At 64.1% G+C, this 22,044-nt stretch carries 22 protein-coding genes; 8 read left to right on the top strand and 14 right to left on the bottom strand.

The genetic code is table 11. The features are described from left to right. Positions 1 to 3: 3 nt before the first annotated feature. The gene (locus Q6A47_RS03335) at positions 4 to 558 is read right to left on the bottom strand and encodes a gamma carbonic anhydrase family protein (RefSeq protein WP_304483012.1); all 555 of its coding nucleotides are present in this window, start codon (positions 556 to 558) and stop codon (positions 4 to 6) included. A 102-nt stretch (positions 559 to 660) separates the two neighbouring features. Here Q6A47_RS03335 and prlC point away from each other — a divergent pair, with 102 nt between their 5' ends. The 5 genes from prlC to Q6A47_RS03310 all read left to right on the top strand — a co-directional run bounded on the left by prlC (position 661) and on the right by Q6A47_RS03310 (position 6,851). Further along, positions 661 to 2,712 carry an oligopeptidase A gene (gene prlC, locus Q6A47_RS03330; protein WP_304483011.1) on the top strand — a complete coding sequence of 684 codons (2,052 nt, stop codon included), beginning with the start codon at positions 661 to 663 and terminating at the stop codon, positions 2,710 to 2,712. Next, positions 2,709 to 2,987, top strand: coding sequence for a YheV family putative zinc ribbon protein (locus Q6A47_RS03325; RefSeq protein ID WP_039582076.1), 279 nt, complete (start codon positions 2,709 to 2,711; stop codon positions 2,985 to 2,987). Before prlC ends, Q6A47_RS03325 begins: the two co-directional genes overlap by 4 nt. Positions 2,988 to 3,070: 83 nt before the next feature. Continuing rightward, on the top strand, positions 3,071 to 4,126 hold the full coding sequence (locus tag Q6A47_RS03320) for a PA0069 family radical SAM protein (protein ID WP_167335975.1): 1,056 nt from the start codon (positions 3,071 to 3,073) through the stop codon (positions 4,124 to 4,126). Between the two features lie 288 nt (positions 4,127 to 4,414). Continuing rightward, a complete protein-coding gene (locus Q6A47_RS03315) occupies positions 4,415 to 5,134 on the top strand; it encodes a carbonic anhydrase (protein ID WP_029612492.1) in 720 nt (239 codons plus the stop codon). A gap of 187 nt (positions 5,135 to 5,321) precedes the next feature. Beyond that, positions 5,322 to 6,851, top strand: coding sequence for a SulP family inorganic anion transporter (locus Q6A47_RS03310; RefSeq protein WP_369811410.1), 1,530 nt, complete (start codon positions 5,322 to 5,324; stop codon positions 6,849 to 6,851). 18 nt (positions 6,852 to 6,869) lie between these two features. Here the strand turns inward: Q6A47_RS03310 and Q6A47_RS03305 are convergent, their stop codons facing one another. The 4 genes from Q6A47_RS03305 to Q6A47_RS03290 all read right to left on the bottom strand — a co-directional run bounded on the left by Q6A47_RS03305 (position 6,870) and on the right by Q6A47_RS03290 (position 10,928). Beyond that, the gene (locus Q6A47_RS03305; protein ID WP_304483208.1) at positions 6,870 to 8,411 is read right to left on the bottom strand and encodes a M48 family metallopeptidase; all 1,542 of its coding nucleotides are present in this window, start codon (positions 8,409 to 8,411) and stop codon (positions 6,870 to 6,872) included. Between the two features lie 32 nt (positions 8,412 to 8,443). After that, positions 8,444 to 8,809 (bottom strand): hypothetical protein, encoded by a 366-nt coding sequence (locus Q6A47_RS03300; protein ID WP_304483009.1) that lies wholly within the window; start codon positions 8,807 to 8,809, stop codon positions 8,444 to 8,446. A 33-nt stretch (positions 8,810 to 8,842) separates the two neighbouring features. After that, the gene (locus Q6A47_RS03295) at positions 8,843 to 10,180 is read right to left on the bottom strand and encodes a CHASE2 domain-containing protein (RefSeq protein ID WP_304483008.1); all 1,338 of its coding nucleotides are present in this window, start codon (positions 10,178 to 10,180) and stop codon (positions 8,843 to 8,845) included. Between the two features lie 97 nt (positions 10,181 to 10,277). After that, entirely contained in the window at positions 10,278 to 10,928 is a 651-nt protein-coding gene (locus Q6A47_RS03290) for a hypothetical protein (RefSeq protein WP_039582071.1), read from the bottom strand. Between the two features lie 229 nt (positions 10,929 to 11,157). Between Q6A47_RS03290 and Q6A47_RS03285 the strand changes: the two genes are divergently transcribed. Beyond that, positions 11,158 to 11,790 carry an SCO family protein gene (locus tag Q6A47_RS03285; protein ID WP_304483006.1) on the top strand — a complete coding sequence of 211 codons (633 nt, stop codon included), beginning with the start codon at positions 11,158 to 11,160 and terminating at the stop codon, positions 11,788 to 11,790. Between the two features lie 79 nt (positions 11,791 to 11,869). Here the strand turns inward: Q6A47_RS03285 and Q6A47_RS03280 are convergent, their stop codons facing one another. From Q6A47_RS03280 to Q6A47_RS03270, 3 genes are all read right to left on the bottom strand, one after another. After that, a complete protein-coding gene (locus Q6A47_RS03280; protein ID WP_029612494.1) occupies positions 11,870 to 12,643 on the bottom strand; it encodes a MetQ/NlpA family ABC transporter substrate-binding protein in 774 nt (257 codons plus the stop codon). Positions 12,644 to 12,709: 66 nt separating this feature from the next. Then, complete coding sequence (locus Q6A47_RS03275; RefSeq protein ID WP_039582067.1) at positions 12,710 to 13,381, bottom strand: methionine ABC transporter permease; 672 nt, start codon at positions 13,379 to 13,381, stop codon at positions 12,710 to 12,712. After that, complete coding sequence (locus tag Q6A47_RS03270; RefSeq protein ID WP_039582065.1) at positions 13,381 to 14,388, bottom strand: methionine ABC transporter ATP-binding protein; 1,008 nt, start codon at positions 14,386 to 14,388, stop codon at positions 13,381 to 13,383. The genes Q6A47_RS03275 and Q6A47_RS03270 overlap by 1 nt, the downstream gene beginning before the upstream one ends. A 225-nt stretch (positions 14,389 to 14,613) precedes the next feature. Between Q6A47_RS03270 and katE the strand changes: the two genes are divergently transcribed. Continuing rightward, positions 14,614 to 16,758: a catalase HPII gene (gene katE / locus Q6A47_RS03265; RefSeq protein ID WP_304483005.1), complete on the top strand. Its 2,145-nt coding sequence runs from the start codon at positions 14,614 to 14,616 to the stop codon at positions 16,756 to 16,758. A gap of 53 nt (positions 16,759 to 16,811) precedes the next feature. Here the strand turns inward: katE and Q6A47_RS03260 are convergent, their stop codons facing one another. The 4 genes from Q6A47_RS03260 to zur all read right to left on the bottom strand — a co-directional run bounded on the left by Q6A47_RS03260 (position 16,812) and on the right by zur (position 19,669). Next, positions 16,812 to 17,519 carry a PA5502 family lipoprotein gene (locus Q6A47_RS03260; protein WP_116889897.1) on the bottom strand — a complete coding sequence of 236 codons (708 nt, stop codon included), beginning with the start codon at positions 17,517 to 17,519 and terminating at the stop codon, positions 16,812 to 16,814. Between the two features lie 119 nt (positions 17,520 to 17,638). Continuing rightward, positions 17,639 to 18,421: a zinc ABC transporter permease subunit ZnuB gene (gene znuB / locus Q6A47_RS03255; protein WP_039582060.1), complete on the bottom strand. Its 783-nt coding sequence runs from the start codon at positions 18,419 to 18,421 to the stop codon at positions 17,639 to 17,641. Then, a complete protein-coding gene (gene znuC, locus Q6A47_RS03250; RefSeq protein WP_039582057.1) occupies positions 18,414 to 19,187 on the bottom strand; it encodes a zinc ABC transporter ATP-binding protein ZnuC in 774 nt (257 codons plus the stop codon). Before znuC ends, znuB begins: the two co-directional genes overlap by 8 nt. Then, positions 19,184 to 19,669, bottom strand: coding sequence for a zinc uptake transcriptional repressor Zur (gene zur / locus Q6A47_RS03245; protein WP_039582055.1), 486 nt, complete (start codon positions 19,667 to 19,669; stop codon positions 19,184 to 19,186). The genes znuC and zur overlap by 4 nt, the downstream gene beginning before the upstream one ends. Before the next feature lie 66 nt (positions 19,670 to 19,735). On the opposite strand from zur, the gene Q6A47_RS03240 reads away from it, so the two are divergent. Next, positions 19,736 to 20,641, top strand: a complete 906-nt coding sequence (locus tag Q6A47_RS03240) for a zinc ABC transporter substrate-binding protein (protein ID WP_304483003.1) — start codon at positions 19,736 to 19,738, stop codon at positions 20,639 to 20,641. Positions 20,642 to 20,705: 64 nt separating this feature from the next. Here the strand turns inward: Q6A47_RS03240 and Q6A47_RS03235 are convergent, their stop codons facing one another. Together Q6A47_RS03235 and Q6A47_RS03230 are read right to left on the bottom strand one after the other, a co-directional pair. Next, entirely contained in the window at positions 20,706 to 21,656 is a 951-nt protein-coding gene (locus tag Q6A47_RS03235) for a homoserine kinase (protein ID WP_304483002.1), read from the bottom strand. 73 nt (positions 21,657 to 21,729) lie between these two features. Next, complete coding sequence (locus Q6A47_RS03230; protein WP_029612500.1) at positions 21,730 to 22,017, bottom strand: DUF2782 domain-containing protein; 288 nt, start codon at positions 22,015 to 22,017, stop codon at positions 21,730 to 21,732. Between the last annotated feature and the right edge of the window lie 27 nt (positions 22,018 to 22,044).

Here is a 22,044-nt window from a genome sequence, read left to right as displayed (position 1 = left end):
GGATCAGGGTTGCTCCGGTTGATCGTAGCCTTCGGCCAGGTGCTGGTCCTTGAGCTTCACATAGTTGTTGGCGCTGTAGGCGAAGAACGCGCGTTCGTTTTCGCTCAGTGGTCGGGCCTGCTTCACCGGACTGCCGACATACAGGTAGCCGCTGACCAAGCGCTTGCCGGGCGGTACCAGACTGCCGGCGCCGATGATCACCTCGTCCTCGACGATGGCGCCGTCCATCACCGTGCTGCCCATGCCGACCAGGATCCTGTTGCCCAAGGTGCAGCCGTGCAGCATGACCTCGTGGCCGATGGTCACCTCGTCGCCGATGATCAGCGCGAAGCCGTCGGGGTTGAACGGCCCGGCATGGGTGATGTGCAGCACACTGCCATCCTGCACGCTGGTGCGCGCACCGATACGGATGCGGTGCATGTCGCCACGAATCACCGTCAATGGCCAGACCGAACTGTCCTCGCCGAGCTGCACGTCGCCGATCACCACCGCCGAACGGTCGACGAAGGCGCGTGGGCCGAGGCTTGGCGTGTGGTCGCGAAAGGTGCGGATGGCCATGATCGTATTCCTCTACAGTGCCGATAGGCAGGCTGCCTGCTGCGGTCGGCGTCGATTGTAATTAAGATGGTGCAGTGTTTCTCCTGCCAAGGTATCCGAACCGTGAGTGCGAACAACCCGCTTCTGCAGTCCCATGACCTGCCGCCCTTCTCCGCGATCCGTGCCGAACACGTGCTGCCGGCGATCGAGCAGATCCTAGCCGACAACCGCAAGGCCATCGCCGATATCCTCGAGCAGCAGGGCAAGAACCCCTCCTGGGCTGGCCTGGTGCTGGCGATGGATGAACTCAATGACCGCCTGGGCGCGGCCTGGAGCCCGGTCAGCCACCTCAATGCGGTGTGCAACAGCCAGGCGCTGCGCGAGGCCTACGAATCGTGCCTGCCGGCGCTGAGCGCCTACGCCACCGAACTGGGGCAGAACCGCGCGCTGTTCGACGCCTACCAGGCGCTGGCCAACAGCCCGGAAGCCGCCGGTTTCGACGTGGCGCAGAAAACCATTCTGGAACACGCCCTGCGCGACTTCCGTCTGTCGGGCATCGATCTGTCGCCCGACAAACAGCAGCGCTACGCCCACGTGCAGAGCACCCTCAGCGAACTGGGCAGCCGCTTCTCCAACCAACTGCTCGACGCCACCCAAGCCTGGACCAAGCACGTCACCGACGAAGCCGCGCTGGACGGCCTGACCGAGTCGGCCAAGGCGCAGATGGCCGCCGCCGCCCAGGCCAAAGGGCTGGACGGTTGGCTGATCACCCTGGAATTCCCCAGCTACTACGCGGTGATGACCTACGCCAACGACCGCGCCTTGCGTGAAGAACTGTACGCCGCCTACTGCACCCGCGCGTCCGATCAGGGGCCTAATGCCGGTCAGTTCGACAACGGTCCGGTCATGGCCGAGATTCTCGATCTGCGCCAGGAACTGGCCACGTTGCTCGGCTACGCCAACTACGCCGAACTGAGCCTGGCCACCAAGATGGCCGAGTCCAGCGATCAGGTGCTGAGCTTCCTGCGCGACTTGGCCAAGCGCTCCAAGCCGTTCGCCGCCCAGGACCTCGAGCAGCTCAAGGCCTATGCCGCCGAGCAGGGCTGCGCCGAGCTGTCGAGCTGGGACGCCGGCTACTACGGCGAAAAACTGCGCGAGCAGCGCTATAGCGTGTCCCAGGAAGCCCTGCGCGCCTACTTCCCGATCGACAAGGTGCTGGGCGGTCTGTTCCGCATCGTCCAGCGCCTGTACGGCATCGAAATCGCTGAGCTCAAGGGCTTCGACGCCTGGCACCCGGACGTACGCCTGTTCGAGATCAAGGAAAACGGCCAGCACGTGGGGCGCTTCTTCTTCGACCTCTATGCCCGCGCCAACAAGCGCGGCGGCGCCTGGATGGACGGCGCCCGCGACCGTCGCCGCACCGCCGCAGGCGCGTTGCAGAGCCCGGTGGCCAACCTGGTGTGCAACTTCACCCCGGCAGCGCCCGGCAAGCCGGCGCTGCTCACCCACGACGAAGTCACCACGCTGTTCCACGAGTTCGGCCATGGCTTGCATCACCTGCTCACCCGCATCGAGCATGCCGGTGTTTCAGGCATCAACGGCGTGGCCTGGGATGCGGTCGAGTTGCCGAGCCAGTTCATGGAGAACTGGTGCTGGGAGCCGGAAGGCCTGGCGCTGATCTCCGGTCACTATGAAACCGGCGAAGCGCTGCCCCAGGACCTGCTGGACAAGATGCTGGCGGCGAAGAACTTCCAGTCCGGCATGATGATGGTGCGCCAGTTGGAGTTCTCCCTGTTCGACTTCGAACTGCACGCCACCCATGGCGATGGCCGCAGCGTGCTGCAGGTGCTCGAGGGCGTGCGCGACGAGGTCACGGTAATGCGTCCGCCGGCCTACAACCGGTTCCCCAACAGCTTCGCGCACATCTTTGCCGGCGGTTATGCGGCCGGCTACTACAGCTATAAGTGGGCCGAAGTGCTGTCGGCCGACGCCTTCTCGCGCTTCGAGGAAGAAGGCGTGCTCAACGCCGAAACCGGCCGTGCGTTCCGTGAGGCGATCCTGGCCCGTGGCGGCTCGCGGGCACCGATGGTGCTGTTCGTCGACTTCCGCGGTCGCGAGCCCTCCATCGATGCCCTGTTGCGCCACAGTGGCCTGACCGAAGAGGCCGCGGCATGAGCGAGGGCGCTGTCAGCACCACCAAGAAACGCTTCATCGCCGGGGCGGTCTGCCCGGCGTGCAGTGAGCCGGACAAGCTGATGATGTGGAGCGAAGACGGCGTGCCGCACCGCGAATGCGTGGCCTGCGGTTTCACCGACACGCTCAACGAGCAAGGCCTTTCGGTGCCCAAGGAGCTTGGCACCCGGGTCAACCAGCAGGCGGTCAAGGCGCAGCCGGTACAGGTGCAGACCGTGCAGTTCTTCCCCAACCCGAAGTTGAAGAAGACCGACTGATCGCACCGTCCGGCTGACGCCGCTGGCGGCAATGACCAACCCGCATTACTGTATGCACATACAGCAATGCGGGTTTTTTCATCATGAAGTCAGCTCCCGTCCGCGGCCGTGGCACGGCCAGCAATCCTCACAACCGCTTCGCCCCGAGCATCTCGGTGGTGGAAGATGACGGCTGGCATCAGGAAGTGCCGGTCACCCAGGGCACCGAGGTGCGGATCGAGACCGCCAAGACCATCATCGCCCGCAACACCTCCCCCGACTTGCCCTTCGACCGTTCCATCAATCCCTACCGCGGCTGCGAGCATGGCTGTATCTACTGCTATGCCCGCCCGAGCCATGCTTACTGGGACCTGTCCCCTGGCCTGGATTTCGAAACCAAGCTGATTGCCAAGACCAATGCCGCCGAGGTGCTCGAACAGCAGTTGAGCAAGCCGGGTTATGTCTGTGCGCCGATCAACCTGGGTGCCAACACCGACCCCTACCAGCCGATCGAGCGCGACCACCAGCTCAGTCGCCGTCTGCTCGAGGTGCTGTTGCGCTATCGCCACCCTGTGACCATCGTGACCAAAGGCTCGCTGATCCTGCGCGACCTCGACCTGCTGAGCGAATTGGCCAGCCTGCGCCTGGTGCGGGTGATGATCAGCCTCACCACGCTGGACGATGAGCTCAAGCGCACGCTGGAGCCGCGTGCGGCGGCGCCGAAAGCTCGGTTGCGGGCCATTCGCGTGTTGCGCGAAGCAGGCGTGCCGGTGGGGGTGCTGTGCTCGCCGATCATTCCGATGATCAACGATTGCGAACTGGAGCACCTGCTCGAAGCGGCGCGTGACGCTGGCGCGCAGAGCGCCGCCTACATGATGCTGCGCCTGCCGCTGGAGGTGGCGCCGCTGTTCGAGCAGTGGCTGCAGGATCATTACCCGCAACGGGCGGCGCATGTGCTGAGCCTGATGCGTCAGAGCCGGGGTGGCGAGTTGTATGACAGTCGTTTCGGAACGCGCATGCGTGGCGAAGGCGTGTTCGCCGAGCTGTTGGCCCAGCGCTTTGCCAAGGCCGCTCGGCAGATGGGCTTTGCCGGACGCGAGGCGTTGGCGTTGGACTGCTCGGCGTTTTGTGTGCCAGGGGCGCAGATGGCGTTGTTTTGAACACATGCCCTGCTACCCCGCAATCTCACTCATGCCTGCCAATAATTTTGCTGGAGGGTATTGGCAATTGATGCTTTTTTGCTATTATCGAGAACTCCCCGCCAAAACCTGGAACGCCCGTTCTAGAGCCTCTGAATTCAGTTTCAGTTAAGTTTTCTGCGCTAGCGTAAGGACTCAGCCAAAGGTGGCTGTGATTTATTACCTGTGCGCGTCATCTAATTCCTCGCATAGCCAGAATCTTTCCCCGGTAAACTCGTGCTTACCGAAAAACCGTCTAGAGGATGAATCATGCCGATCAAGGACCCATCCAAGCCCGTTCCGGCTGCCCCTGCCGAGAACGCCGATGCCGCCCTGAAGCACATCGTCGACGGCTTCTTGAAATTTCACCATGACGTGTTCCCCGAGCAGCAGGAGCTGTTCAAGAAGCTCGCCACCGCGCAGAAACCCCGCGCCATGTTCATCACCTGCGCCGACTCGCGCATCGTTCCCGAACTGATCACCCAGAGCTCGCCGGGCGACCTGTTCGTAACCCGTAACGTGGGTAACGTGGTGCCGCCTTATGGGCAGATGAACGGTGGTGTTTCCAGCGCCATCGAGTACGCGGTGATGGCGTTGGGCGTTCACCACATCATCGTCTGCGGCCACTCCGACTGCGGCGCCATGCGTGCCGTGCTCAACCCGCAGTCGCTGGCCAAGATGCCCACCGTCTCGGCCTGGCTGCGCCACGCCGAAGTGGCGCGCACCGTGGTCGAGAACAACTGCACCTGCGACACCGAGCACGAGAACATGCAGGTGTTGACCAAGGAAAACGTCATCGCCCAGTTGCATCACCTGCGCACCCACCCTTCGGTGGCTTCGCGTCTGGCGGCTGGCCAGTTGTACATCCATGGTTGGGTCTACGACATCGAGACCAGCCGCATCGAAGCCTACGACGCTGCCAGCGACGCCTTCCTTCCGCTCAGTGCCGGTGAGCCGGTGCCCTGCGCGACTCCGAGAGGCCGCTACTAAGCCGCCCCACCACCTGAAGAAACCCTGATAGCCGGCTGCGCCCCGTTGGCGCGGCAGGGCTTTCGGCTGCCTTGAATTTCCCTGAACGCCTTGCCGGCAATCCTGCTGGCGGCCCGCGCCTGCGCGCGATTCAGGGATCCGCGTGCTATCGGCCAGTGGATTGGCCGTGAATCAGAAAAGGAGCGACATGGTGAACATGACACAGATTAAAGCGGCGCTGCCGCGCGAATTGCTGGCTTCGGTCGTGGTGTTCCTGGTGGCCCTGCCGCTGTGCATGGGCATCGCGATCGCCTCGGGCATGCCGCCGGCCAAAGGCCTGATCACCGGCATCATCGGCGGCGTCGTGGTCGGCTTTCTCGCCGGCTCGCCGCTGCAGGTCAGCGGCCCGGCGGCGGGCCTGGCCGTGCTGGTGTTCGAGCTGGTGCGACAGCATGGCGTAGCCATGCTCGGGCCGATCCTGCTGCTGGCTGGATTGCTGCAATTGCTGGCCGGGCGCCTGCGCCTGGGTTGCTGGTTCCGCGTCACTGCCCCGGCCGTGGTGTACGGCATGCTGGCAGGCATCGGCGTGCTGATCGTGCTGTCCCAGGTGCATGTGATGTTCGATGCGGCGCCGCAGCCCTCTGGCGTCGACAACCTGCTGGGCTTCCCCGCCACCCTCGCCGCTGCGCTGCCGTTGGAGAGCGCCGGCAGTGGGTGGCAGGCCGGCGCCCTGGGCCTGGGCACCATCGCCCTGATGTGGGGGTGGGATCGCTGGCGCCCGCAGCGGCTGCGCTTCATGCCCGGTGCGTTGCTGGGCGTGGCGGCGATGACTGCGCTCAGCCTGTGGCTGGCGCTGCCGGTCAACCGCGTGCAGGTGCCGGCGGACCTCTCCGAAGCCATCGACTGGCTGCGTCCTGACGACCTCCTGCAACTGGCCGATCCGAGCCTGCTGGTGGCGGCTTTCGCCCTGGCCTTCATCGCCAGCGCCGAAACCCTGCTGTCGGCGGCGGCGGTAGACCGCATGCACAATGGCCAGCGTTCGGATTTCGACCGTGAACTGTCAGCCCAGGGTATCGGCAACATGCTCTGTGGTCTGCTCGGCGCCTTGCCGATGACCGGGGTGATCGTGCGCAGTTCGGCCAACGTCCAAGCCGGCGCCCAGACCCGCGCATCGGCGATCCTGCATGGGGTGTGGCTGCTGGGCTTCGTGGTGGTGCTGGGCAGCGTGCTGCAGCAGATTCCAGTGGCGAGCCTGGCGGGCGTGCTGGTCTACACCGGCATCAAGCTGGTGAATGTCAAAGCGTTCCGTGACCTGGGCCGGTATGGCCGCATGCCGATGTTCACCTACGCCGCGACTGCCTTGGCCATCGTCTTCACCGATTTGCTGACCGGTGTGCTGGTGGGCTTCGCCCTGACCTTGCTGAAGCTGGCGTTCAAGGCCGCGCGGCTGAAGATCAACCTGGTGCCGCTCGACGAGCCCGGACATCTGGAACTGCGCTTGAGCGGTGCGGCGACCTTCCTCAAGGTGCCAGCACTGACCCAGACGCTGGAAAGCGTGCCGCCCGGCACCACGCTACACGTACCGTTGGGCAACCTGAGCTACATCGACCATTCGGTGCTGGAGCTGCTGGAGGACTGGGGGCGTTCGAGCCTGGCCGCCGGTTCGCACTTGCGTATCGAACAGCATGGACTCAAACGCCGCGTGGAGGGCCGGCTACGGCGCCTGGCCCAGGCCTGATGCGCGTCCTCGAAGGCTTCACGCTCGCTTGGGCACCAGCTTGCGACAGCCTTCCTTGCGACTGGGGTACTGCTCGCATTTGCGCAGTACCTGACGCACTTGCTCATCGGCCTTCAACTGCCGATTGGCCAGCAGCTTTTCGGTGATGAACAGTTCTTCCGAGCCCAGGTTGCGTTCGGCCTTGTCGATCATGTCCAGTGCCGCGCGGGGGTCGCGGTTACGCAAGTGGTGGCCGATTATCAAGTCGTACACCAGCGGGCTGGCCAGCGACCAATCCTCGATACCCCGCAGATCGGCCAAGGCGGCGCGGTTGTCGCCCTGGGCCGAGTGCACGGTGAAGGCGGTGCGGCGGATGCCGGGCTGGTTGCCGACCGGCGAAGCCAGCGCGCGGTCGATGAAGGCCTGGGCTTCGCGAGTTTTCTTCTGTTCCAGTGCCGCGGTGGCGGCGTAGGCGTCGCGGTAGGCCTGCAGGGCGCGCTGTACGCTCGCCGAGTCTCGCACCTGAGGCCAGGTGCGTCGGTTCACCCGAGCCTGGGTCTGTTGGCGGTACTCGCGCTGAAGATACTGGCGCAATTCTTCATCACGCTGGATCGGCGACATGTGCGAGCGGGTCAGGTACTGGCCGGTGGCGTTCAAGGCCGTGCCCACGCTTTGGTTGAGCAGGGTCTGCAGTTCCTGGGTGGTGCGGTTGAGGTCGAGCTTGATCAGCGAATCGGTCATCGCCGCTTGCCGCTCTTGCAGAAAACTGGTCAGCAGCGGCTTTTGCTTGCCCTGGAAGTCGTCGAGCCGCTGCAGGCTCACGCTCGATGCCCGAGGGGCATAGTTGGCGCGAATCATCAGATCGGCCCCGAGCAGGTCGGCCTGGTCTTCCTGCGCCCGCCCCCAGGCGGTGCTCCAGACGTTGTCCGAAAAAGTATTGGCCAGCGAGGTGTAGAGCACGGTGTTGCCGATGGTTTTCTGCGTGCCCTGGGGGTCTTTGCTGAACAGTTTTCCGCTCTGCTTGTCGAGCCGGGTGTTCTTGGCCACGGTCGCCATGATCACCGTGGTGGTGATGTTGCCCAGCAGTTGTTTCTGCTCCTGGAACGCCGCGCGGCGATCGTGATGACGCAGCAGCACATGGCTCATTTCATGGCTGAGCATGGCCGCGATCTCATCTTCGCTTTCGACGTTGTCGAGCATGCCCAGCGGCACGAAGATCGTGCCGTAGGGGTCGGCCGAGGGACCGAAGGCATAGCTGTTGACGATGCGCACCTGCAGCGCCGGAGCCTGACCGGGCCAGCCTTTGACCAGGCGGCCGACGATGGTTTGCAGGTAGCGCTCCAGCTCAGGGATGCGGACCAGGTCCTGCTGGCGGATTTCGTCGGCCGGGATGGCTCGGCCGTCGAAGCTCAGGCGCAGTTGCTGGGCTTTCTGTGGGTCCGCCCGATAATACTGGCGCACGTCTGCATGCTCGACGTAACGCCCTTGCAGCCGGGATTGAGTGGAGGGCCCCACCAGGTTCTGCAACGCGTCATTGGCGCCGTTCAGCGTGTGGCAGCCGCCCAGCAGCGCCATGGCCATCAACGTCAAGGCAGACTTCGTCCGCGCGCCGCTCACTTCTGACACCCTGCGCCATAGCCGATGGTGCCGTTGCTCTGGTGGTCGTCGGAGTAGCCCCGTGGCAGGGTCTGGCACGGGAACTTGACGCTGTTGAGCGGCGGGTTCACCCGCACCGCCATGGTGTCCATCCACACCTGACCTTCAGGCAGGCTCACCTGGATGATGTCGAGTTCCTTGTTGTACTGCACCACTCGCGCCGGTTTGGGCAGGGTGCTGCTGTCGATCTGACGCAGGGATCTGCCCTGGTCATCCATCACGGCCACCGACGGGGTGAGCCAGGCCTCCACCATCGGTTCATCACTGGCCAGCACGTGTGCGCTGACCAGCACCGATAACAGCAATAGAGTGGGCTTGATCATCTCTGAATCCTTGAGTTGAGAAATACGGCAATCTCAGGCCTTGTTGGCGAACAGGGCCTGGATCCTTGTGCTGAACAAGGTGAGCGACAGCAGCAGCAGGCCGAGGACGTTGGCCGGTGTGAAGTTGAAGTGCCAGAGCACCGCGCTCACCAGGCCGATGGCCGCCAGCACCAACACCCAGGAAGACAGCGGGCGCAGTTTGATCCGGCGGCGCTGTCCGAGATCGGCACGGGTGAGCAACGGGGCGTCCAGCGTGCCCTTGAGCCAGGTGATAGCCCCGAGCAGCAGCAATTCGACGATATCCAGCAGGTCGATCGAGCCGGCCGGGATACCGAGATCGGTCAGGCTGGGGGTGGAGCGGTAGTAGTTCATGCCCCAGTTGACCAGGTTGTCCAAGGCCATGGCGTGCCAGTAGACGCCGGCCACCTTGCCGTGCAGCGCTGACGGGGTGAGGTCGCCGGTGCCGACGATCTGCGCGCCGACCAGTACCAGTTTGCCCTGCAGCAGGGTTCTGAGCAGCGCTTGATCCTGCTCGTCGGTGACGGCCAGGTCGCTCGGCGACAGGGTCAAGGTATAGGGACAGGTGGCCTGCACCTGTTGCCCCAGCTTCCAGAAGATGGCCTGTCCGAGTTGCTCGAACAGACCCGGCACCGTGCAGGTGCTGACATCGGCGACCTTGGCTTGCAAGGGCGACTGCCTGAGCCCCCACTGCACCGTCATGGGCGCAAGCGCCGCCGCCTGGCGTGCATCGGCAGGCAACCGGCTGCATTCATGTTGACGGCAATGCTCGCGATACAGACGCAGTGCCGGTGTCTCCATGGCACCGGCGGGGGTGTTGACGGCAAGCGGGTACTGATTGGCGAATCCACTCCAGGTCACCAGCGCGGGAGTACCGACGGTGGCCAGGCGTGCAAGGGTGTTGATCCCGTTCTGGTCGTGAGGCTGACCGGTGTCGGCAAGAAACAGCGCAATGCCCTGCTGGCGATAACGCTCGAAGACGTTGGCCAGAAACTGGCTCTCCATCTGCGGCGGCTGGCCGGGCAGCGCGCGGGAATGATCGTGGCTGTAGATCAGATCGACGAATACCGCCGCAGGCTGATAAGCCAGCAGGCGTTTGAACAGCTTGCTCTGCTCGCTGTACGGCATAGGCCAATAGGTGTCGTTACGGCGCAGGTAGTCGTCGTTGATCAGCACGACGACGACCTGGCGTTGGCCTACGTCGGCGTAGCGTTCGGCCAGCAGGCGGTTGAGCCAGCGCGCGGAAGCGTCGTCGGTCGAACTGGCTATTCCAAAGGGATCGAGCAGGGCGATCAGGATCACGCTGAGGCCAAACAGTGCCTGGCGCAGCGTATACAGCGAAGGTTTCAGCATCCATGCCTCGAACAAGCGGGTGCAGCATTTTGCCACTATTGGCGGCCAGCGCCAATGCCGGCGGGGTGCTTCCTGCGCCCCAGCACGGCCCCCAGGCTCAGTGGCTGGTCTGGTGCAGGTCCAGTTCCACGCTCAACTGGCGCGACAGGCATGGCCAGCGCTTCCACGCTTCGCCGGTTTGCGGGCTGCGCAGGGTTTCGCGGTAGGCCTCCACCGATTCGACGGCGAAGCTCTCGTCGTCGAGCATTTCGTCCACCGAGTGATGCACCACTTCGTCCAGTTGATTGGCGAAGGTTTCGCCGATCAGTTGGTGGGCGATGAGGTTGGCCACGGTGGTGTCCACCGGGATCAATGGCTGCTGGAAGTGGCGGATGTACAGGTCGTTGACCTCTTCGACCAGCCGATGCGCCAGGTAGGCTTCGTCCAGCAGGCAGTCCAGCCCGGTGTGCGAGCCCACCACGCTGGGCGGCTGCAGGAAATAAGCCTCGGCGATTTTCAGCACGGGCTTGATCTGCGACTCGATACCCGCCTCGCGGGCCACTGCATGGGCGGCTTCGAGCAGTTCGGGCACTTGGTCGATGTAGGCGCTGACGAAGCGTGCCAGGGTGCCCTTGGCATCCTGCACGGGTAGTTGGATCAGCGGGTGCAGGTGCGGCAGCTGCTGCTCGAGGCGCTGTTGCAATTGGCCAGTGCGACTCTCGTACAGTTGGGCTTGATGGATCTGCTCGCGTACAGCTGCGGTGTTCATGACAACTCCAGGGACAAGGCGTTACAAACGGAAGACACTAAGGTAGCTCGGTTGCGCAAAGGCCTAAGACGCATTTGTTATATCAGCGAGACACTTGCTCCATGCGGTTATATCAATGTGCCATCATTTTGCCGCTTGGTTAGCCCTAACCGGTCAAGGACTGTAATCTAGCCGCCTACGACGAGATCCTTCATTCCCATTTCGCCCCTCTGAATCGAATGCCCAAGCCATGACCCGAACCCAGAAAACCATCCTGATCCTGTTCGCCCTGACCGCATTGATCCTGGGCTTGACCGTTACCAAAGTGCTCAACGGCCGGGGCGAAGCCGATTCGGCCGGGCTCACCGAGGCCGGGATCATTCTGCTGGCGCAGAGTCGCAGCGTGCCGGCGGTGAGCATGACCGACCAGAACGGTCAGCCGGTGCAACTGGACCAGCTCAAGGGCAAGTGGTCGTTGCTGTTCTTCGGCTATACCTACTGCCCTGACATCTGCCCGACCACGCTGGCCCAGTTGCGGCAGGTCAAGAGCGAGCTGTCCAAAGGGACGCTCGATCACTTGCAGGTGGTACTGGTGAGCGTCGATCCGGCCCGCGATACCCCCCAACAGCTCAAGCAGTATCTGGCGTATTTCGACAAGGATTTCGTCGGGCTGGCCGGCTCCATCGAAGACACCCAGACACTGGCCCATGCCTTGAGCATCCCGTTCATCCCGGCGGACACGCGTAAGCCTGGCTACACCGTGGACCACAGTGGCAACTTGGCAATCGTCGGGCCGGATGGTCGGCAGCGCGGCTTCATCCGTGCGCCGTTCGACACTCAAAAGCTGGTGGCGCAGTTGCCCAAGCTGGTGAAGCGCGACTGATTCAAGCGCTGTCGCGCGCCCGATTACGGCTGGAGCCGTTTCTACGAATCGGGCGCGCAGGGCAAGTGGACGAGCGCAATCAGAACGCCGGAACCACTGCGCCCTTGTACTTCTCGGTGATGAACTGCTTCACCTCAGGCGAGTGCAGGGCCTGAACCAGCTTCTTGACCGCGTCGCTGTCCTTGTTGTCCTCGCGGGTGACCAGGATGTTCACGTAGGGCGAGTCCTTGCCTTCGATGGCCAGGGCATCCTTTTCCGGATTGAGCTTGGCTTCCAAGGCGTAGTTGGTGTTGATCAGCGCGGCATCCACCTGGGTCAGCACCCGTGGAATGGTGGCCGCTTCCAGCTCACGGAACTTCACGTTCTTGGGATTCTCGGCGACGTCCTTCACGGTGGCGAGGATGTTGCTGTTGTCCTTGAGCTTGATCACACCGGCCTTGTCCAGCAGCAGCAAGGCTCGGCCGCCGTTGGTGGCGTCGTTGGGGATGACCACGGTGGCACCGGACGGCAGCTCGTCGAGTGTCTTGTACTTGCTCGAATAGATGCCCAGCGGTTCGATATGCACGCCGGCAACGCTGACCAGATGGGTGCCCTTGGCCTTGTTGAATTCGTCCAGGTACGGCTGGTGCTGGAAGAAGTTGGCGTCCAGGCGCTTCTCGGCCACTTGCACGTTGGGCTGGATGTAGTCAGTGAACTCCTTGACCTTCAAATCCACCCCTTCCTTGGCCAGCGTCGGCTTGACGAAGTTGAGGATCTCGGCGTGCGGCACCGGGGAGGCGGCCACGCTCAAGGTTTCCGCCGCCTGGGCGGAGAAAGCCGCGACGGCGGCGACGACAGCAAGCAGTTTCTTCATCGATCACTCCTTGTGAGGGCCGCGACGGCCCCCGAACGGGTCGGCACGCCGACCCCATTGGGGTTGTTACTTACGGGAAAAATGCACGACCAGCCGGTCGCCGACGCTCTGCAGGATCTGCACCAGCACCAACAGCAGCACCACGGTGACGATCATCACGTCGGTCTGGAAGCGCTGGTAGCCGAAGCGGATGGCCAGGTCGCCCAGGCCGCCGGCGCCGACCACACCCGCCATCGCGGTATAGGACACCAAGGTGATCGCGGTGACCGTAATGGCCGCAAAAATACCTGGACGCGCTTCGGGCAGCAGGGCATTGGTGATGATCTGCCGGGTGGTGGCGCCCATCGACTGAGTGGCCTCGATGATGCCGCGGTCCACTTCGCGCAGCGCAGTTTCCACCAGGCGGGCGAAGAACGGCGTGGCACCGACCACCAAGGGCGGGATGGCGCCAGCCACGCCCAACGAGGTGCCGGTGATCAGTACGGTGACCGGAATCATCACGATCAGCAGGATGATGAAGGGCAGCGAACGCAGGATGTTCACCACCAGCGACAGCAGCGCATACACGCCCTTCTGCTCGAACATCTGCCGCGGGCCGCAGAGGAACAGCAGCACGCCCAGCGGCAGGCCGAGCAGCACGGTGAACAGCAGCGAGCCGAACAGCATGATCAGGGTGTCGCCGGTGGCCAACCAGATCTCGGACCAGTCGACGTTGGCGAAGAAATTCAGGGCGTCCATCAGCGCAGGACCTCCATGTGGACGTCAGCGGCCTGGAAGCGCGCGAACGCAGCGTCGATGTTGCCGCCGGTGACGGCGAGGGTGAGTTGGCCGTAGGGCACGTCCTTGATGCGGTCGATGCGTCCGGCCAGGATGCTGTAGTCCACTCCGGTTTCGCGGGCGACGGTGCCCAGCAGCGGCGCGTAGGTGGCTTCGCCCTGGAAGGTCAGGCGCACGATGCGGCCCGGCACGTGGGCAAAGTCGTCGCGTTGCTCGTGCTCGTCCACCTGCTCGTCTTCCTGGACGAAACGCTTGGTGGTGGCGTGCTGCGGATGCAGGAACACGTCGGCCACCGAACCCTGCTCGACGATGACCCCGGCATCCATTACCGCCACGCGGTCGCAGACCCGACGGATCACGTCCATTTCGTGGGTGATCAGCACGATGGTCAGCTTTAGCTCGCGGTTGATCTCGGCCAGCAGTTGCAGCACCGAGGCGGTGGTCTGCGGGTCGAGGGCACTGGTGGCTTCGTCGCACAGCAGGATCTTCGGGTTGGTCGACAACGCCCGGGCGATGCCGACGCGCTGCTTCTGGCCACCCGACAGCTGCGCCGGATACTTCTTCGCGTGGTCCGACAGGCCGACGCGGGCCAGCAACTGGCTGACACGTTGGTCGATCGCCGCACGCGACAGCTCGCCAGCCAGCACCAGCGGCAGGGCGACGTTATCGGCGACGGTCTTGGAGGCCAGCAGGTTGAAGTGCTGGAAGATCATGCCGACCTGCTGGCGGAAACGCCGAAGTTGGTTGGCGTCGAAGGCGGTGACGTCTTCTCCGTCGACGATGATCTTGCCGCCGGACGGCGCCTCCAGGCGGTTGATCAGGCGCAGCAGGGTACTTTTGCCGGCACCGGAATGGCCAATAAGGCCGAACACCTGGCCATCTTCGATGCTCAGGCTGGTCGGGTTGAGGGCGGGGATGTCCCTACCGGCGACGCGGTAGGTCTTGTGCACATGTTGGAACTCGATCACGTAGCGAACCTTGTGGGGCGCATGGAATTTAGGGTCAGCGGTGAGCTGGGGTCGCGCATTTTAGCCTTTTCCCCTGGCGGTTCTTAGCATTTATTTCGTCTTCGACCAATCGCCTGGGCATAACGCGACGGTCGGTAAACCCGATGGAACGCATGGTCAACCCCTCCAGTCACTACCTGAACAAGCCCCCGATGGGCAGCCTGAAGACTGATGAGGAGAGCCAAGATGTCGAGCAACAGGACCGACGCGCCCAAGCAGAGCGAACTGGCTGGCACCCAGACCCCTGACCGCGCCAACACCAACACCAAGCTGCAGAACCTCGAGCAGGCGCGCAGCGATGCCACCGGCCAGGCGCTGCGGACCAACCAGGGCGTACGCATCGCCGACAACCAGAACACGCTCAAGGCAGGTGCGCGCGGGCCTTCGCTGCTTGAAGACTTCATCATGCGCGAGAAGATTACCCACTTCGACCATGAGCGCATCCCTGAGCGCATCGTGCACGCCCGCGGCACCGGCGCCCACGGTTATTTCCAGAGCTACGGCAACCACAGCGCACTGACCAAGGCCGGTTTCCTGCAAGACCCGGAGAAAGTCACCCCGGTGTTCGTGCGCTTCTCCACCGTGCAAGGCCCGCGCGGCTCGGGGGACACGGTGCGCGATGTGCGCGGTTTCGCCGTGAAGTTCTACACCGATGAAGGCAACTTCGACCTGGTCGGCAACAACATGCCGGTGTTCTTCATCCAGGATGCGATCAAGTTTCCCGACTTCGTGCATGCGGTCAAACCCGAGCCGCACAACGAGATTCCAACCGGTGGCTCGGCCCATGACACCTTCTGGGATTTTGTTTCGTTGGTGCCGGAGTCGGCGCACATGGTCATCTGGGCTATGTCCGACCGTGCCATTCCGCGCAGCTTGCGGATGATGGAAGGCTTCGGTGTGCACACCTTCCGCCTGATCAACGCCGAAGGCGTGGCCAGCTTCGTCAAATTCCACTGGAAGCCGCGTCAGGGTGTTCACTCGGTATTGTGGGACGAGGCGCAGAAACTGGCTGGCAAGGACACCGATTACCACCGCCGCGACCTGTCCGAAGCCATCGAGACCGGCGACTACCCCGAGTGGGAGCTGGGCGTGCAGATCGTGCCGGAAGCCGATGAGCACAAGTTCGACTTCGACCTGCTCGATCCGACCAAGCTCATCCCCGAAGAACTGGTGCCGGTGACGCCGCTGGGCAAGATGGTGCTCAACCGCAACCCCGACAACTATTTCGCCGAGATCGAGCAAGTGGCGTTCTGCCCAGGGCATATCGTGCCGGGCATCGACTTCACCAATGACCCGCTGCTGCAGGGGCGCCTGTTCTCGTACACCGATACCCAGATCAGCCGCCTGGGCGGGCCGAACTTCCACGAGATCCCGATCAACCGCCCCGTGGCGCCGAACCACAACAATCAGCGCGATGCCATGCACCGCCAGACCATCCATAAAGGGCGCGCGTCCTACGAGCCGAACTCGATCGACGGCGGCTGGCCGAAAGAGACGCCTGCCGGGCCTCAGGATGGCGGTTTCGAGAGCTATCAAGAACGCGTCGACGCGCACAAGATCCGCGAGCGCAGCGAGTCGTTCAGCGATCACTTCTCCCAGGCCCGCCTGTTCTTCAAGAGCATGAGCCCGAACGAACAGCAGCACATCATCAAGGCCTATAGCTTCGAGCTGGGCAAGGTCGAGCGCGAGTACATCCGCGAGCGGCAGGTGAATGAGATTCTGGCCAACATCGATCTCGACCTGGCGGCGGCGGTGGCCGAGAACCTGGGCTTGCCGGCGCCCAAGGCGGGCACCGTCAAGGCGCCTCAGTCCAAGCTCAAGACCTCCCCTGCCCTGAGCCAGATGAACCATCCCGGCACGGTTGGCATCAAGGGCCGCAAGATTGCCCTGCTGATCGCCAACGGCGTGGACGGTGCCAGCGTCGACACGCTGGTCAAGGCGCTCGAGGCGCACAGCGCGCGGCCGATGCTGCTGGGGCCGACTTCGGCACCGGTGAAAACGGCCGAAGGCAAGGCGCTGCCGGTGGATGCGTCGATGGAGGGCATGCCGTCGGTGATGTTCGACGGCATTCTGGTGCCGGACGGCAAGGCCTCGCTCGATGCCCTGGGCGCCAGTGGCGTCGCCAAGCACTTCCTGCTCGAAGGCTACAAGCACTTGAAGGCCATTGGCGTGGCGCCGCAGGGCAAGGCGCTGCTCGATGCGCTGGGTCTGAAGACCGACAAGGGGCTGCTGCTGGGCGACGACCAGAAGACCGTGGAGGCCTTCGTCAAGGCGGTCGAGGCTCATCGGGTGTGGGAGCGAGAAGCGGCCGCCGAGGCCATTCCAGCCTGACAGGTAACGCTGCGCTGTAGCGAAAGGGCCGCATTGCGGCCCTTTTCGTTTGTTCAGTTTTGATGCGGGACCAGCACCACTTGGGCCGGCAAGGCGCGCTGGATTTCATGCTTCTGTTTCAGCGGGAAGCTGGCATCGAGCTTGCTGACGCGCTTTTGCAGCAGCGTCTTCAGCCAAGGCGCGTCCTGGGTGCGCGGTACTTGGAAGACCACTTCGCAGTGATAATTCACCACGTCGGCGGCAATGTCGTCCAGTTGCCGGCGCATGGCCGCGATGTCCGTGGTTTTCAACGCAATTACGGTGCTCGGTGCTGCCGGATCGATGACCCGAGCCTGGGGTTTGGACTCGGCAGCCTTGAGTGCGGCCTCGGCCTTGTCCAGCTCGGCCTGGCGGGCCTGTGCCACGGCTTCGCCGCCGGTCAGAGCCGGCGCCTGTGGCATCAAGGCACGCGCTCGGGCCAGCGCGGTGGCAGCGGCGTTGACGTCGCCCTTCTGCAACACGATCTGGCTGCGTTGCAGGTAGGCTTCGGCCAACTGGCGATGATACTGCTCGACGCGGGCGTCGTCCGGCGACTGCGCTTGCAGCGTGGCGAGTTGATCTTCGGCGGTGGCCAGCTCGTTGCTGGCGATGTTCTGTTGCAACTGCTGCCAGGCGTCGGGCTGTTCCGGGGCGGCGGGCGGTTCGACCGGCGCTGAGGAGCAGGCGGCAAGGAACAGCGAAAAGACGGCAACAAGCAGATAACGGGAGGCGAACGGCTTCATTCCTGCGACTCTCTATTTGCGCAAAAAGCGAGCAAGTCTACACCCAGGTGTGCACGCTCGAAAACACGTCTTACTGACCCTTTACCCAGGTAAAGGTTGCACGGTGCGACCTTCAGGTGTCAGCGCTTGGGCAGTGCCAGGCTCAGCAAGAATAGCACCGCCGCGCAGACCACGATTGACGGACCGGCCGGGGTGTCCTTGAACCAGGACATCGCCAGGCCGCCACAGACCGCGGCCACGCCCAGCAGGCTGGCGCCCAACGCCATCTGTTCGGGCGAGCGGGCGTGACGTTGTGCCGCGGCGGCGGGAATGATCAGCAGCGAGGTAATCAGCAGTACACCGACGATTTTCATCGCCACCGCGATCACCACCGCGATCAGCAGCATCAGCGTCAGGCGCAGCCCCGCCACTGGCAAGCCTTCGACCCGCGCCAGTTCCTCGTGCACGGTGACCGCCAGCAGGGGGCGCCAGAGCGCGGCCAGCAAGGCCAGCACCAACACACTGCCGCCGAGGATCCAGGCCAGGTCGGTGCTGCTGATGGCCAGCAGGTCGCCGAACAGATAGGCCATCAGGTCGATGCGCACATCGTGCATGAAGCTCAAGACCACCAAACCCAGCGACAAGGTGCTGGGGGCGAGAATGCCGAGCAGGGTGTCCGACGCCAGCGGCTGGCGCTGCTGCAGGGTTACCAGCAGGATCGCCAGCAGCAGGCAGCCGATGGTCACCGCCAGGGTCGGGCTGACGTCCAGGGCCAGGCCCAGGGCCACGCCCAGTAACGCCGCATGGGACAGGGTGTCGCCGAAATAGGCCATGCGCCGCCAGACCACGAAGGAGCCCAGCGGGCCGGCGACCAGCGCCAGGGACAATCCGGCAAGCAAGGCGTAGAGAAGAAAATCAGCCATGCTTGCAGTGCTCTCCGTGGACATGGGCGCCGGGGGCGATCACGGCTCCATGCAGGTCGTGGCTGTGATCGTGATGATGGTGATAGACCGCCAGGCTCGGCGCCGTCTGGCCGAACAGCTCGACGAACGCCGGGTCGCCGCTGACCTGCTCTGGGTGGCCCGAGCAGCACACATGGCGATTCAGGCAGACCACCTGGTCGGTGGTGCTCATCACCAGGTGCAAGTCGTGGGAGACCATCAGCACACCGCAGCCGTAGCGGTCGCGCAGGCGGGTGATGAGGTTGTACAGCTCGCCCTGGCCGACCACATCGACGCCCTGCACTGGTTCGTCGAGCACCAGCAACTCGGGCTCGCGCAGCAGTGCGCGGGCCAGCAGCACGCGCTGCATCTCGCCGCCGGAGACGGTCTGGATCGGGCTGTCGATGACCTGTTCAGCGCCCACCTCGCGCAACGCCGCCAGCGCCCGGGCGCGGTCCACGCCGGGTACCAGGCGCAGGAAGCGCAGCACCGACAGCGGCAGCGTGGCATCGACCTGGATTTTCTGCGGCATGTAGCCGATACGCAGGCGCGGCTTGCGCCAGACCGTGCCACGGTGCGGCTTGAGCAGGCCGAGCACGGCACGCACCAGGGTGGTCTTGCCGGCGCCGTTGGGGCCGATCAGGGTGACGATCTGGCCGGGTGCGACCGCCAGGTCGATGCTGTCGAGCACCGCTTCGCCGGCAAAGCTCACGCCGACCTGCTCCAGGCGGATCAGCGCGTCGCTCATGCGGCGCTCCGACAGTTGGCGCACAGCCCGACCACTTCGACGGTCTGCGTCTCGACGGTGAAATTTACCGCCTTGGCGCTGGCGACGATGGCATCGCTGATGCTGTCCTGCTCCAGCTCGATGGCCACGTGGCAGGCGCGGCAGATCAGGAATTGTCCCTGATGCTTGTGTTCGGGATGGCTGCAGCCGATGAAGGCGTTGAGCGAAGCGATGCGGTGCACCAGGCCGTTTTCCAGGAGAAAGTCCAGCGCGCGGTACACCGTCGGCGGCGCGGCGCGGCGGCCGTCCTGCTCGCTGAGCACGGCGAGGATGTCGTAGGCACCCAGCGGCTTGTGGCTTTGCCACACCAGTTCGAGCACGCGCCGGCGCAGCGCGGTGAGGCGCAGCCCCTGGCGCGCGCACAGCGTGTCGGCTTCGCTCAAGGCGCTGTGCACGCAACGGGAATGATCGTGGGGACGGTTGGCCAGCGGGGTGATAGACATGGGCGGCGACGATTATCGGCGGAGACGTTATTATGTTACCTGTTTCTGACGAGTCGAGTATTCACCGTGTCCCGATTCCTTGCCCTTTTTGTCGCTTTCATCGCTTTTTCCGCCCACGCAGACGTGCGGGTGCTCACCAGTATCAAACCCCTGCAGCAGATCGCTGCAGCGGTTCAGGATGGCGTTGGCCGCCCTGACGTACTGCTGCCGCCTGGGGCGTCGCCGCACAACTACGCGCTGCGCCCCTCCGATGTGCGCAAGGTCGGCGATGCCGACCTGCTGTACTGGATCGGACCGGACATGGAGAGCTTCCTGCCGCGGGTGTTGAAGAACCGCAGCAAGCCTACCGTGGCGGTGCAGTCGCTGCCGGGCATGAAGCTGCGCCACTTCGGCGAGGACAGCCATTCCCACGAGCAAGACCAAGACGATCACGACCATGACCACCGCCCCGGCTCGCTCGACGCGCACCTGTGGCTGTCGTCGATCAACGCGCGGGTGATCGCGGCGAAGATGGCCAGCGACCTGGCGGCGGCCGACCCGGCCAACGCTGCGCGCTACCAGGCCAACCAGAAAGCCTTCGCCGAGCGGCTGGACGCGCTGGACCAGCGGATCAAGACGCGGGTCGCGGGTATCGCGGGCAAGCCTTACTTCGTGTTCCACGAAGCCTTCGACTATTTCGAGGCCGAGTACGGCCTGCGCCACACGGGCGTGTTCAGCGTCGCCGCCGAGGTGCAGCCGGGGGCGCAGCATGTGGCGGCCATGCGCACGCGTTTGCAGGCGGTGGGGCCGACTTGTGTGTTCAGCGAGCCGCCCATTCGTCCGCGTCTGGCCGAAACCTTGGTGGCTGGATTGCCGGTGAAGTTGGCCGAGCTCGACGCCTTGGGCGGGACCGACCCGGTGGACGGCACGGGCTATGAGCGCTTGCTGGAGAAGCTCGGAGGGGATTTGGCGGGGTGTTTGGAGAGCCTCTGACGCTCTGATCCCAAAGGGGCGCCCTCATCGCGGCGGGTCATCGCCGCGACGAGGTGCTTGCCTGTCACAAGGCGATGGGCAGCTTCAAGGCCACATGCTGACGCTGGGCCAGGCGGACCTCGAACTCGCGGGGGTCATGGATGGTCACGTCCATGCCGGCGAAATCACGGGCGGCGATCAGCCGCGACAGCCAGAACCGCACGCAGCCCACGCGCAGCATCACCGGCCACAACTCGGCTTCTGCCGCCGTGAAGGGCCGCAGCGCAGCGTAGGCGCCGAGCAGCGCCTGGGCATGCGGCAGGTCGATACCGCCGTCGGCGTCCAGGCACCAGTCGTTCAGGGTAATGGCGATGTCATAGAGCATCGGCCCGGAACAGGCGTTGTAGAAGTCGATCAGGCCGCTCAAGTGAGTGCCTTCGAACATCACGTTGTCGCGGAACAGGTCGGCGTGCAGGTTGGCCCTGGGCAGTGCGAGAATCTGCGCCTTGTGCGCTTCGATTTCCTGCAAGGCGCTACGCAGCAACCCGCTCTGCTCGGCGTCCAGGCCCGGCAGCAGCTCGGCGCCGGCGCTGAGCATCCAGTCCAGCCCCCGGTCGGTGCGGCGTTCGATGATGCGCTCGCGGGTGGCCAGGTGAATGTGCGCTAGCAGTTCGCCCACTTGCGCGCAGTGTTGGTTGTTCGGGGCTTTCACATGCTTGCCCGACAGTCGCGGTTGCAACAGCGCCGGCTTGCCGCACAACTGGCGCAGACCGTGGCCGTCGCGGTCGCGCACGGCGTAGGGAACCGGCATGTCGGCGTCGTGCAGCACATCGAGCAAATCGATGAAGAACGGCAGGTCCTCGGCCGGCCCGCGCTCGATGAGCGTCAGGACGAACTCCCCCTTTTCCAGGCTGACGAAGAAGTTGCTGTTTTCGGTTCCGGCGGCGATGCCCTGGAAGTCCAGCAGGCGGCCCAGCTCATACGGCGCCAGAAAGGTTTCCAGCTCGGGCCGGGACACGGGGGTGAAGACTGACATGTTGAAAAGCTGCCCATGCAGGCACTTCCAACTGGGAAGTGCCGGGTTGATGAGAACGGTACGGGTGACTACCTCACCATTCGAAGATTTTCCAGGACGGAATCAGCATGTCCGGCTGGTCGGATCGAATGAAGTTGCCGTCGGAGCCATCGGCGCGTACCAGGAAATATGGCTTGCCGTGTTTCGGCGTGACCTTGATCGCATAAAGGAATCCGTTTTGACGGTACTCCTGAATGGTGCGATCGCCTTCCGTGCGAATGGTTACATCGGGATCGGCCGATGGGGCCTCGTCCGCCGCCAGTGCCAGGACCGGGGTGATGGCCAGCAGGCTGAGCAGTAACAGGCGAATGGGTGTGCGCATGATAACCTAAGTCCTTTTGTCGTCACT

This window comes from Pseudomonas boreofloridensis, from assembly GCF_030580795.1.
GTDB lineage: Bacteria > Pseudomonadota > Gammaproteobacteria > Pseudomonadales > Pseudomonadaceae > Aquipseudomonas > Aquipseudomonas boreofloridensis.
Note: the sequence above shows the minus strand (reverse complement) of the source record. Positions and strands in the feature narration are given on the sequence as shown.